Raw genomic sequence first — 11,416 nt, 5'->3', positions numbered from 1 at the left:
TCGGCATGATGTCAGACACACCACAAATTACCGAGAGTGGGGTAGCCACTCTACCCGGCGAGGTATGGGAGCAAGCCCGGCGCAGGAAAGAAATCATCGGGCCGCTGGCCGAGCTTGAAGTGGTCGGTCATCAGGCAGCCGATGCCGCTGCCCAGGCGCTGGGACTGGCTCGGCGACAGGTGTATGTCTTAATCCGCCGAGCCCGGCAAGGAACCGGCCTTGTGACAGATTTAGTACCAGGCCGATCTGGGGGCGGAAAGGGCAAGGGGCGTTTGCCGGAATCGGTTGAGCGCATCATCCGCGAGTTGCTGCAAAAGCGGTTCTTGACCAAGCAAAAATGCAGTCTGGCTGCCTTCCATCGCGAAATCGCACGGACTTGCAAAGCGCAAAAGCTGCAGGCTCCAACTCGCAACACAGTGTCCTTGCGGGTTGCAGGCCTTGATCCGTTAAAAACATCGCGACGCAGGGATGGCCAAGATGGGTCCCGTGACCTTCAAAGCGCCGGTGGCGTTCCTCCCAGTGTTAATAAGCCACTGGAAAAAGTACAGATCGACCATACGGTCATCGACTTAATCGTCGTAGACGAGCGTGATCGCCAACCGATTGGCCGTCCATATTTGACCATCGCTATCGACGTTTTCACCCGCTGCGTGCTCGGCATGGTGGTTACATTGGAAGCCCCGTCTACCGTCTCGGTAGGCCTATGCCTTACGCATGTTGCCTGCGACAAGCGTCCCTGGCTTGAAGAGCTGAGCGTGGAGGTGGACTGGCCGATGAGCGGCAAGCCCAAACAGCTATACATTGACAACGCGGCCGAGTTCAAAAGCGAGGCCCTGCGCCGTGGCTGCGAGCAGCATGGCATCCAGCTGGACTATCGCCCGCCCAAGCAGCCTCACTACGGAGGCATCGTCGAGCGGATCATCGGCACGGCAATGAAGATGATCCATGACGAATTGCCTGGGACGACCTTCTCTAATCCTGACCAGCGCGGGGAGTATGACTCCGAGACTAAGGCTGTCCTCACGTTGCGCGAGTTGGAGAGATGGCTCACTTTGGCGGTCGGTACCTATCACGGCTCCGTGCATGGCAGTCTGCTCCAGCCGCCAGCCGCGCGCTGGGCCGAGGCGGTTACATGTGTCGGCGTACCGCCGGTCGTCACCCGCGCCACCGCCTTTCTGGTCGATTTCCTGCCCGTCATTCGCCGCAAGCTGACCCGTACAGGTTTCGTCATCGACCACATCCACTACTATGCCGACGCTCTCAAACCATGGATTGCGCGGCGCCTCCGCTTGCCTGTTTTTCTGATTCGACGCGACCCGCGCGACATCAGCCGCATCTGGGTGTTGGAACCGGAAGGCCATCACTACCTGGAAGTCCCCTACCGCACATTATCCCACCCTGCAATTACCCTATGGGAACAACGCCAGGCCTTGGCGAAGTTACGCCAACTCGGACGCGAACAGGTGGACGAGTCGGCGTTGTTTCGCATGATCAGTCAGGTGCGCGACATCGTAAACACCGCCCAGCGGACCACGCGCAAGATGCGCCGCGATGCGGATCGCCGCCAGCACCTCAGGGCGTCGGTACCGCCAGTCAAACTCGTACCACCAAAAGCGGACATTGTTGACCCGCAGACGGACAACCAGCCGCCGGCTAAGCCGTTCAACCAGATAGAGGAGTGGTAGCCGTGGATGAATATCCCATCATCGACTTGTCCCACTTGCTGCCAGCTTCGCAGGTATTGGCCCGGCTGCCGGCAGCCGAGCGCATCCAGCGCATACGCGCCGACCGATGGATTGGCTATCCACGAGCGGTCGAAGCGCAGAACCGGCTAGAGACCCTTTATGCGTGGCCGAATAAACAACGTATGCCTAACCTGCTGCTGGTTGGGCCGACCAATAACGGCAAGTCGATGATCATCGAAAAATTCCGGCGCACGCATCCGGCCAGCTCCAGCGCCGACCATGAGTACATCCCGGTGCTGGTCGTGCAGATGCCGTCCGAGCCGTCGGTGATCCGCTTCTATGTGGCATTGCTCGCCGCCATGGGCGCGCCTCTGCGCCCGCGTCCACGGTTGCCGGAGATAGAGCAACTGGCGCTGACATTGCTACGAAAAGTCGGTGTGCGTATGCTGGTGATCGACGAGCTGCACAACGTCTTGGCCGGAAACAGTATCAACCGGCGGGAATTCCTCAACCTACTCCGCTTCCTTGGCAAGGAGCTGCGCATCCCGCTGGTAGGCGTCGGCACGCGCGATGCTTACCTGGCCATTCGCTCGGACGACCAGTTGGAGAACCGGTTCGAGCCCATGATGTTGCCGTTGTGGGAGGCCAACGACGATTGCTGCTCGCTGTTGGCCAGCTTCGCCGCTTCTCTCCCGCTACGGCGGCACTCGCCGATAGCCACAACGCCGGACATGGCCCGCTACCTGCTTACTCGCAGTGAGGGTACCATCGGCGAACTGGCACATTTGCTGATGGCAGTGGCCGTCGCCGCCGTGGAAAGCGGTGAGGACACCGCACGCTCAGTATGGCGGATTACACCGGTCCCAGCGAGCGGCGTCGACAATTTGAGCGAGAACTGATGTGAAGTCGGCACAACGCTGGTCGCTGCATCCAGCGCCCAAGGAAGGCGAGGCCATGTCCTCGTGGCTCCATCGTGTCGCCGTATGCTACGAGATGGACATGCGCGATCTGCTGGAACACGATCTCGGTCACAGTCAGGTCGATGACCTGGATACTGCACCACCGATGTCGCTACTGGCGCCGCTGGCTCAACGGAGCGGCATTGATCCGGACCGGCTGCGCTCCATGAGCTTGGCCGGTTGAGTGCCATGGCTGTTGGACAGCCTCGATGATTTGATTCCGTCAGCTCTCGAAACCTCTGCGTTCCAGTTCTCGGTATCGCTGCCTAAACTCCGCCGTAAGACGAGATCGATTACACGCTGGCGTGCGTGGCTGCCCAGCCAGCCGATCCACCGGGCCTGCCCACTTTGCCTGAACGATCCTGCGAATCAAGCCGTGCTGTTCGCGTGGAAGCTTCCCTTGATGCTGAGCTGTCCTATGCATGGCTGTTGGCTGGAATCCTATTGGGGAATACCTGGACAAATTTTCGGCTGGAAAACGACCGATTCTTCGCCACGCATGGCCAGCAAAGTGATTACGGCGATGGACCGGCGCACCTGGCAGGCGTTGACGACGGGATATGTTGAACTGCCGCGCCGACGTGTCCACACCGGTGTCTGGTTTCGGTTGCTGCGTACCTTGCTTGATGAATTGAACACTCCGCTCTCGCAGTGTGGTGTTTATGCAAAAAGCATCCGTTTTGTCTGGAAACAATGCGGGCACCAGGTGCGTGCCGGGCAATATAATTGGCGTCCCTACGAAACCTTGGACTTGGGGGTGCAGTTGCAAATGCTGGAAGCTGCGGCCACCGCAATTGACCTGATCGAATCGATGGTATTATCCCCTCATGGGGAACAGGCGGAGTTATTTTTGCCAGAGCCGCAGACCAAGTTCACCAAAGGTCTGCCATCGAATGAGGGGGAAAGGGAGCCTATGAATCATTTACAGAAGGCACTCAATGCTCTCAATGAAGTAATGGCCGAAGCAAGGAGCAACCCCGAAACAGCTCGCTCTCTGTTTAAGCTGGCATCTTATAAGAAGCGAGACCCTGGATTCCAGGAACGTTTGCGCACCATATTTGCCAATGAGGGAATACCTTTGGAATTTCTGTCACATTATTCCCCCGAATAGCCCTTTACATATTATAGATTGAATAACGGGTTAAGTGACAAATTTTTCCGGGCGCAACTTTCTGATTCAGATTGTCACACAATCGAACGTATAAATGACAGGTGATATATGCTGATTGGCTACATGCGGGTCTCGAAAGCTGACGGTTCTCAGTCGACTGATCTGCAGCACGATGCGTTGATTGCTGCCGGCGTTAATCCGGCACATATCTACGAAGACCACGTTTCCGGCAAAGATGAAGATCGGCCCGGTATGGCCGCTTGCCTGAAGGCGCTTCGCGAAGGGGATGCCTTGGTGGTGTGGAAGCTCGACCGGCTTAGCCGTAATCTGCGGCACCTGGTCAACACGGTACACGATTTGACCGGTCGTGATATTGGCCTGAAGGTTCTGACCGGTCACGGTGCGGCCATTGACACCACGACTGCTGCCGGCAAACTGGTGTTCGGTATTTTTGCCGCACTAGCGGAATTTGAGAGAGAACTGATTGCCGAACGCACAAGGGCGGGAATTGCTTCGGCTCGGGCACGAGGACGAAATGGAGGGCGACCGTACAAAATGACTGCCGCCAAGCTGCGATTGGCTATGGCGGCAATGGGGCAACCGGAAACAAAGGTTGGTACTTTGTGCCAGGAACTTGGCGTTACCCGCCAAACATTATATAGACATGTGTCACCCAAAGGTGAGTTGCGGTCCGATGGGACCAAGTTGCTTGCACGTCAATGATCTATACGGGGGCTACCCGTTTCGCGAGCAGAACTCTAGTATGTTGGGTGGCTAATCCGCTCAGCGATTTGATAGATTTGCCGAAAAGTTTCAGGAGAGACCTTGCTCTGCCAATGGTCACTGAAGAGTGCCGTCGCCCAGAATCCCAAAAAAATCAACACGGTGAGCACAGGAAGCAACCAAGCAGCAACTTTCGTCCCGGCCGCACCTTGTAAGGTCAGGCAATCCTTTTTGGGGCAAACGGCCACGCATTCAATACAGCCGATGCATTCCGGCGAGCGAACTGTCTGTTTTTGACTGACCTTGATTCCGCCAGGACATTGCCGATCACATTTTTGACAGCCAATACAGCTGTCGGGATCGCGGTTGACCTGCAGAGGGCTAAAATAGGCAAGAAGACCCAGCAGCGCACCGTAAGGGCAGAGAAAGCGACACCATGAATTGGGAAGCACAAAAGATATGGTTACCAAAAAGATCAGGATAGCCAGAGTGAGACTGTTGGGAGCAAGAAAAAACTGGAGCATCTTGGCGTCTGCCGCCAGGTTGTAAGGTGTCTGCAAGAATGAGGTGATTGCAGCCACGTCCATATTCCAAACGATAACGTAGAGAAAGAAGCCAAGGAGAAGATATTTAAGGCTGCTGAGAATAGAGGCCGACCAGGCAGGGATGTTCAACAGAATTTTCAACCTGGCCCCCGACCATTGCGCGAGATGGGAGGCGAATCCCACCGGGCAGATCCAGCCGCAAAATCCCTTTCTTGCCAACAAGCCAATAGTCAGGGCGGCCATTAATATGACTAAGCCAGCCGGATGGATGGGGTCGAATTCACCGGTGAGGAAGATCCGTTTCAGACTCAGTAGAGCGGAAATGGGCAGAAAACCCTCTACAGCCGGAGGTTTGGCAACATATTCGCCCTGCCCCATGCTCCACTGGTAGAAAAGAAAAAATTGGTATCCTGCATAAAGAGTAAAAAGGGCGAAAGATGCCTGCACCGCCCGTCTGATGATGGTGATGTTGTTCATGAAAAAGTCGTTGATTGCCATGGGGTCTCCTGATAGTGCTTACGATGCGTCCAATCGTAATCAAGACAACCAGCAATTTCCTTGATCCAGATCAATTCTGGTAATACTTTCAACCCATTGAAAAATCCTGAAAAAATGTGCCTGCCAGGGTGACAAGCGTATTTCTGAGGTTTGCACTGCTAGCGTTACAAGAGGCACCTGATTCGAATTGAATTCGAATTCGTTCAAGAAATCGGATATTTTTAATAATAATGTAGGGTTGAGTATTTTCAACAAAAAGGGAGAAGTGATGTTAGTACGATTTTTCTTTGGGCCCAACGGCAATTCTTGAAAAAATTTTATCGCACCTTTGAACGAGATGGATGATAAGCAACGTGAAGTCTGATTGGACGCGACAGATCGACAGATCCGACCGGGATCTGCGAGATGGCGGCCAATGTGAAAAGTCAGCAAGGCAAGAATTGGCGCCATAACCACAGGTTGATTGTCAGCGCCGGTTGTTTCTTGCGCCTCATCAATGAGTAGGGGGAATATGGGAACAGTTTCTAGTAATTGGCGGCTCCTGATGGCGGGTGCAATGGCGCTCTGCGCGGCATTGCTCGGGTTCTTTCTCTTGTTTGGGCCTCCGCGACTGCTGGCCAAATCAGAATCTCCGGCTTTTTGCGCCAGCTGCCATGTGATGAAGCCGCAGTACGCCGCATACATGCATAACGGCGCACATCGTCGATTGAAATGCGTTGAATGTCATCTTCCCAACGATAATCTCGCCTCCCATTACATCTGGAAATCCATAGACGGCATGAAAGACGTCTTGGTTTTTAATACGAACACCGTGCCGGAACGGATTGAAATTTCAAATCATGGCGCCGCCGTGGTCAAGGCCAACTGCATCCGCTGTCATCACGCCTTGGTTTCGCAGATGGACACCTCACGCAACTGCTGGAGATGCCATCGCCGGATCACCCATACCGGCACAGGCGCTCTGCAAACCCTGTAACAAAGAAACATCACCCGGGAGTATTTGTTTATGAAGAGAAAACTGCTTGCAGTACTCATGACTTCAGCGCTGTCTGCCACTATAATCACCTCCTGTACGCCTCCCGAGGCAGAGAAGGTCAAGATAGGCGAGATTCCAGATGGCGCCGTTGATCCGGCCATCTGGGGGAAGAATTATCCAGAAGAGTACGAAGGCTGGAAGGCAACTGCCCAGCCAACGCCAGAAGGCAAAAGCAAATACAAAAAGGGCAATGACGGCGGCAAGGTCTACGACAAGTTGTCAGAATATCCATTCAACGCCTTACTGTTTAACGGTTGGGGATTTGGCATTGAGTACAACGAGCCGCGCGGCCACTTCCATATGATGCGAGACCAGGAAGAAGTTGACTCCGCACGGGTGAAGGCTGGCGGTTCCTGCCTGAGCTGCAAGACGCCCTATGCCCCCAAACTGGCGGAAAAATATGGTTTGGACTATTTTTCAAAACCTTACAACGAAGCAAAAAATCTTATTCCAGAAGAGCATCGGCAACTCGGCGTTGCGTGTATTGACTGCCACGACAACAAGGACTTGTCGCTTAAAATTTCCCGCGGGTTTACATTGGGGAAAGCGTTGCAAACACTTGGGGTTGACCAGACAAAACTGACCAATCAGGACAAGCGCGTCTTGGTTTGTGCGCAATGTCACGTCAGTTACGTGGTGCAAAAGACGGAAGAGATGAAATCAAAGGATGTCTTCTTCCCCTGGGAAGGCAGCAAGATGGGCAATATTCCGATTGAGAACATTATCAAAAAAATTCGCAGCGACAAGTCCTACGGCGAATGGACGCAGGCTGTGACCGGCTTCAAAATGGCCTTTATTCGCCATCCCGAATTTGAAATGTTTTCCAACAAGAGCGTTCACTGGATGGCAGGAGTTGCCTGTGCGGACTGTCACATGCCCTACACGAGAGTCGGGACGAAGAAGGTCTCTGATCATCGGATTATGAGCCCCCTGAAAAACGACTTCAAGGCCTGTCAGCAATGCCACAGCGAAACACCGGAATGGCTGCGGGAGCAGGTCATTACCATTCAGGACCGCGCGGCTTCACAGTTCATCCGCTCTGGCTATGCACTGGCCACGGTCGCCAAACTGTTCGAGTTGACTCACCAGCAGCAGGCTGCAGGCAAGCAGATCGACAAAGCCCTCTACGATCAGGCAAAAGATGATTACGAAGAAGGCTTTTATCGCAACCTCTTCTTTGGCGCCGAAAACTCGCTGGGCTTCCACAACCCGACCGAGGCGATGAGAGTTCTCGGCGATTCCGTCATGCATGCCGGCAAGGCGGAAGCCTTGCTGCGCCAGGCTTTGACCAAGGCTGGCGTTGACGTGCCCGTAACGATTGATCTTGAGCTCAAAAAATACACGGACAATCGCGGCGCCAAGAAACTGAAGTTCAAACCTGAACAGGAGTTCAAAGATCCCTATGCTGTTCAGAAGTAAGCGGCAACTGGTGGGGCCAGTGTGCAAATGAGGAAATTCGTATCATTCTAATAGGATAGTTGATTTTAAAAAATTTTGTTGCCGAATATGCTGCTTTCTAGTGTTTAAGGGGGGCCGAACAGAACACTCTCCCCGTTTTCTCTTTGAGAAAATCATTCATTATTTGCAGTGTGGCTCACACTAACTAAATGATAAAGTATGTATTTAAATAGAATGAAATCGTGAAGATAGACAATAAAATGTGCGCTGATGCATAGCGCCGGATACGTTAAACTTGCACGTCCGGTTCGATGAGCGGGATATGGAAACAGAGTCAAGGACCTCTGCGCCACATCTCGACGCTACATATTCGATCTCTGAAGGGACAACGTCGTCTGCTGGAGTGGGAATGATGGCGATAAGCGCTATTGCTGGAAAACAAGAAAGACAACCAAATAATGAGGAGAAAGCCATGGCACAGCAAGTAGTGATTGATCAGGAGGAATGTTTGGGCTGCGAAGCATGCGTTGAAATCTGCCCGGCGGTGTTTGATTTTGACGGTGATGCGGGAAAGGCATTTGTGAAAGACGACGCCAATGCTGACGAGTCATGTGTCGATGAAGCCATTGGGTCGTGCCCGGCAGCGTGTATCAGCAAAGAATGAACGACAACTGAGATCGGTCTTGCCTGGCAGGTCTCCCCTTGTTCAGGGGCCTGTCAGGCGAGATGGATGCTAGCGGCGGAGCCAGCCAACCGGCCAGACATGGAAGGTTTTTCCAGGCTTATGGCCCACACCGCAAGCGCCTTTGTCGAGATATAAGACCCAGGCCCAATCGGTTTCGAAAAAGCTGGTGGTCGCTGTCCAATAGCTTGGCTGCACCCCTGTGAACGGGTGTTCAGCCGGCAAGGCGGGCAAACAGGCCGCGCAATCGACGAGCGATGCCAGTTCGTTGATGGTCGGCAGTCGCCAGCATATATTTTCTTTTTCTCTTTTTTGACGCCATTGAGCAATGCTCTCAAGGGCCTGTTGCCAGTCCACCGGCGCACCGGTCAGATCAGCGTGTTTGAACCAGAAAAGGTTGGTCAAGCGGTCGTGCACCACATCGTCCATGACCGAAAAACGAGGAACCGGCCAGGAACTCCCTAGCCGCAAACTGCCATCCTGGCTGGTTCCGGAATACTCGATTACCCTACCGTCCCCATCAAAACACTGCCGCTGCCCTGTGCATGGAATCAGTCCATTGCCAGTTCCCCGAACCGGCCAAAAGAGATACCTTTGGTCTTTGCGGCCGTAAAACATCCGGGCGCCTTCGAGATGCACGGACCAGGCGTAGGCAGGGTTGATGGCAGCTGAGGTCGACGACCAATACCAGCCAAGGAAAAAATTTACAAAAGGGTGCCCAGCTGGCAAGGCAGGGTTTTTCGCCTGATAACTGACCAGGCTGCGCAGTTCATTGCGGTTCGGTAGTCGCCAGTCGCTATAACCGCCATGTTGATGCTGGTTCAATTCGGCTATTTGTGCAAAGGCTTCCAGCCAGGTACAGGGGAAACCACCGATATTCGCATCAATCGTCCAACTCAACCCAGTGGCATGGTCGACAGCAACAGCCCCCTGGACCTCAAAGCGGGGCAGTGGCCAAGGGGCACCTCGAAGGAATTCAGCATCCTGGCCACTCCCCTGACAGTCAATCTCCCTGCCGGTTACATCGTAACAATGGGTCTGGCCAGTATGCATGATATGGCGCATTGCATGCCGATACAGTTCATCGGTCATTGTCCTGACTTGCTCCTTTGGTCTTCTGTATCAAGGATAACAGGTATTGTTGCAAGGCAATCGCCTGATTACAGTGAAGGTCTCGGGCAGAAAAGAGCAGAACGAGCCCCTTTGCACGCGCTAATTCGAGCAGAAAATTGACTATCTCAGGCTTAGCCTGCAACTCCTCAAAGTAGCGGTGTTTGAATTCATCCCATCGGTTGGGATCGTGACCGAACCATTGACGCAACTGATCGCTGGGAGCAACCTCACGCAGCCAGTGATCCGCCTTGAGCGTTTGCTTGGAGACGCCTCGAGGCCAGAGGCGGTCTACCAGTACTCGCACTCCCTCGTTGTTGTCGATGGGGTCATAGACCCGCTTGGTGGTGATTAACGTCATGACTCAACCTTGCCGACGTCAGTTTCAACGATGGTTCCTATTGAAAACCGTTTTCCTTGTGCTTTTGGGCAATGGCATCGGCTAGCCGCTCTAGGGCAGCAAAGGTGGCCTGATCGGGCATGCCTTTGCACAGGACCGGCTCCAACACATCGACCTTGAGATTGGGGACCATCCCGGCCAGCGTTTCCACTGTCTTGCCCCCCCATCCATAGGAACCGATAATCGACAGATACTGGGTCTTCGGACGCAAGGCATTGGCCAGAAAGGCGGCATGCGCCGCAAGAGGGTGCGGGCCTGCTAGAACGGTTGGAGTACCGACGATAATGGTGGCCGCATCGACCAGGGCCATGGCCAGTTTGCCGATATCGGTGACCTCAAGGTTGAACAGTTCAACTCGAACGTCTCGCGCGACCAATGCTGCTGTCAGGTGGTCGACCATCTTTCGAGTGCTGCCGTGCATGGAGACAAAAGGCAGCACCACCAGGTTATGGGGCGGATGCAGCACCCAGTCGCGGTAGGCCTCAAGAATCCAAGCTGGTTGGCTGTAGATCTGGCCGTGACTCGGGGCAATCATATCCACAGGAAGGTTGGCGAGTTTCTCCAGATTTTTGGCGATGATGGCGCGAAACGGCAGCATGATCTCCCCAAAATATCGTTTCGCGGCTTCGTACACTCGACCCTGATCGGTGACATACAGGTCGCTGGCGGCAATGTGGGCGCCGAAGAAGTCGCAGCTGAACAAAATTCGATCTTCTTCCAGATAGGTGACCATGGTTTCCGGCCAATGCACCCAGGGCGTATGGATAAAGCGCAGCGTTTTGTCGCCAAGCGACAGCGTTTCACCGTCCGCCACAGTGACCAGCACCTCTTCGGCCAGGTGGAGATGCTCCATGAGTAGAGTCTTGCCCTTTGGGGTGGTGAGCACCTTGGCCTCGGGGAATCGTTCGAGGAGGAGAGGGATGGTTCCTGAGTGATCCTGCTCTGTATGATGGGAAACGATGAAGTCGACTCTGGGAGTGTCCCGCAGTTGGCTCAGAAGAAGATCTGCCATGGCTGGATCGACCGCATCGAGCAGGGCTATTTTATCACTACCCTCGATGAGGTAGGCATTGTACGAAGTACCGTCTGGCAGTGGAACAAGAGAATCAAAAAGCCGCCGATCCCAATCAACCGCACCCAGCCAGTAAATGTTTTCTTTGATCTTTCTTTTTTCCACAGAAGCACCTCTCTTTGTGTAAGGGGAACACCGAAAATAATTGATCGTTCGCAGAATACGCTCCCCTATCCGAGATCGTATCGCCATGGCCG

Annotated in this window: 10 protein-coding genes and 2 pseudogenes; 7 read left to right on the top strand and 5 right to left on the bottom strand. The window is 54.1% G+C overall.

Going from position 1 to position 11,416, the window contains the following annotated elements:
* Positions 1 to 5: 5 nt before the first annotated feature.
* From ACHZCX_RS06850 to ACHZCX_RS06835, 4 genes and pseudogenes are all read left to right on the top strand, one after another.
* Positions 6 to 1,685: a Mu transposase C-terminal domain-containing protein gene (locus ACHZCX_RS06850; protein WP_319586493.1), complete on the top strand. Its 1,680-nt coding sequence runs from the start codon at positions 6 to 8 to the stop codon at positions 1,683 to 1,685.
* A 2-nt stretch (positions 1,686 to 1,687) separates the two neighbouring features.
* Positions 1,688 to 2,589: pseudogene (locus tag ACHZCX_RS06845) on the top strand (TniB family NTP-binding protein).
* Positions 2,586 to 3,755 (top strand): annotated as a pseudogene (locus ACHZCX_RS06840) (TniQ family protein). The pseudogenes ACHZCX_RS06845 and ACHZCX_RS06840 overlap by 4 nt, the downstream one beginning before the upstream one ends.
* A 108-nt stretch (positions 3,756 to 3,863) precedes the next feature.
* The gene (locus ACHZCX_RS06835; protein WP_319586491.1) at positions 3,864 to 4,478 is read left to right on the top strand and encodes a recombinase family protein; all 615 of its coding nucleotides are present in this window, start codon (positions 3,864 to 3,866) and stop codon (positions 4,476 to 4,478) included.
* Between the two features lie 35 nt (positions 4,479 to 4,513).
* Here ACHZCX_RS06835 and ACHZCX_RS06830 read toward each other — a convergent pair whose 3' ends face one another.
* Positions 4,514 to 5,521, bottom strand: a complete 1,008-nt coding sequence (locus tag ACHZCX_RS06830; RefSeq protein ID WP_319586490.1) for a 4Fe-4S binding protein — start codon at positions 5,519 to 5,521, stop codon at positions 4,514 to 4,516.
* Positions 5,522 to 5,560: 39 nt separating this feature from the next.
* Positions 5,561 to 6,205, bottom strand: coding sequence for a hypothetical protein (locus tag ACHZCX_RS06825; protein WP_319588751.1), 645 nt, complete (start codon positions 6,203 to 6,205; stop codon positions 5,561 to 5,563).
* Between ACHZCX_RS06825 and nrfH the strand changes: the two genes are divergently transcribed.
* The 3 genes from nrfH (at position 6,096) to ACHZCX_RS06810 (ending at position 8,619) form a co-directional block, all read left to right on the top strand.
* Entirely contained in the window at positions 6,096 to 6,497 is a 402-nt protein-coding gene (gene nrfH, locus ACHZCX_RS06820) for a cytochrome c nitrite reductase small subunit (RefSeq protein ID WP_319588722.1), read from the top strand. The two genes, ACHZCX_RS06825 and nrfH, sit on opposite strands and share 110 nt — an antisense overlap.
* 30 nt (positions 6,498 to 6,527) lie before the next feature.
* Positions 6,528 to 7,976, top strand: coding sequence for an ammonia-forming cytochrome c nitrite reductase subunit c552 (locus tag ACHZCX_RS06815; RefSeq protein WP_319586489.1), 1,449 nt, complete (start codon positions 6,528 to 6,530; stop codon positions 7,974 to 7,976).
* A 388-nt stretch (positions 7,977 to 8,364) separates the two neighbouring features.
* Complete coding sequence (locus ACHZCX_RS06810) at positions 8,365 to 8,619, top strand: ferredoxin (protein ID WP_319586488.1); 255 nt, start codon at positions 8,365 to 8,367, stop codon at positions 8,617 to 8,619.
* Positions 8,620 to 8,688: 69 nt separating this feature from the next.
* Here the strand turns inward: ACHZCX_RS06810 and ACHZCX_RS06805 are convergent, their stop codons facing one another.
* From ACHZCX_RS06805 to ACHZCX_RS06795, 3 genes are read right to left on the bottom strand one after another with little or no spacing between them, the layout of a single operon-like run.
* On the bottom strand, positions 8,689 to 9,729 hold the full coding sequence (locus ACHZCX_RS06805; RefSeq protein WP_319586487.1) for a DUF1566 domain-containing protein: 1,041 nt from the start codon (positions 9,727 to 9,729) through the stop codon (positions 8,689 to 8,691).
* On the bottom strand, positions 9,719 to 10,108 hold the full coding sequence (locus ACHZCX_RS06800) for a DUF488 family protein (RefSeq protein ID WP_319586486.1): 390 nt from the start codon (positions 10,106 to 10,108) through the stop codon (positions 9,719 to 9,721). The genes ACHZCX_RS06805 and ACHZCX_RS06800 overlap by 11 nt, the downstream gene beginning before the upstream one ends.
* A gap of 37 nt (positions 10,109 to 10,145) precedes the next feature.
* Entirely contained in the window at positions 10,146 to 11,324 is a 1,179-nt protein-coding gene (locus tag ACHZCX_RS06795) for an FprA family A-type flavoprotein (protein ID WP_319586485.1), read from the bottom strand.
* Positions 11,325 to 11,416 lie beyond the last annotated feature (92 nt).

The sequence above is a fragment of the uncultured Desulfobulbus sp. genome (assembly GCF_963662935.2).
Lineage (GTDB): Bacteria > Desulfobacterota > Desulfobulbia > Desulfobulbales > Desulfobulbaceae > Desulfobulbus.
The sequence above is the reverse complement of the archived record's forward strand: the minus strand, read 5'-3'. Positions and strand labels throughout refer to the sequence as shown.

Bases quoted from the DNA above. Each gene is read 5' to 3' on its own strand.
- ACHZCX_RS06850 (WP_319586493.1), top strand. From the start codon at position 6: ATGATGTCAGACACACCACAAATTACCGAGAGTGGGGTAGCCACTCTA.
- ACHZCX_RS06835 (WP_319586491.1), top strand. From the start codon at position 3,864: ATGCTGATTGGCTACATGCGGGTCTCGAAAGCTGACGGTTCTCAGTCG.
- ACHZCX_RS06830 (WP_319586490.1), bottom strand. From the start codon at position 5,521: ATGGCAATCAACGACTTTTTCATGAACAACATCACCATCATCAGACGG.
- ACHZCX_RS06825 (WP_319588751.1), bottom strand. From the start codon at position 6,205: ATGTATGCGGCGTACTGCGGCTTCATCACATGGCAGCTGGCGCAAAAA.
- ACHZCX_RS06815 (WP_319586489.1), top strand. From the start codon at position 6,528: ATGAAGAGAAAACTGCTTGCAGTACTCATGACTTCAGCGCTGTCTGCC.
- ACHZCX_RS06810 (WP_319586488.1), top strand. From the start codon at position 8,365: ATGATGGCGATAAGCGCTATTGCTGGAAAACAAGAAAGACAACCAAAT.
- ACHZCX_RS06805 (WP_319586487.1), bottom strand. From the start codon at position 9,729: ATGACCGATGAACTGTATCGGCATGCAATGCGCCATATCATGCATACT.
- ACHZCX_RS06800 (WP_319586486.1), bottom strand. From the start codon at position 10,108: ATGACGTTAATCACCACCAAGCGGGTCTATGACCCCATCGACAACAAC.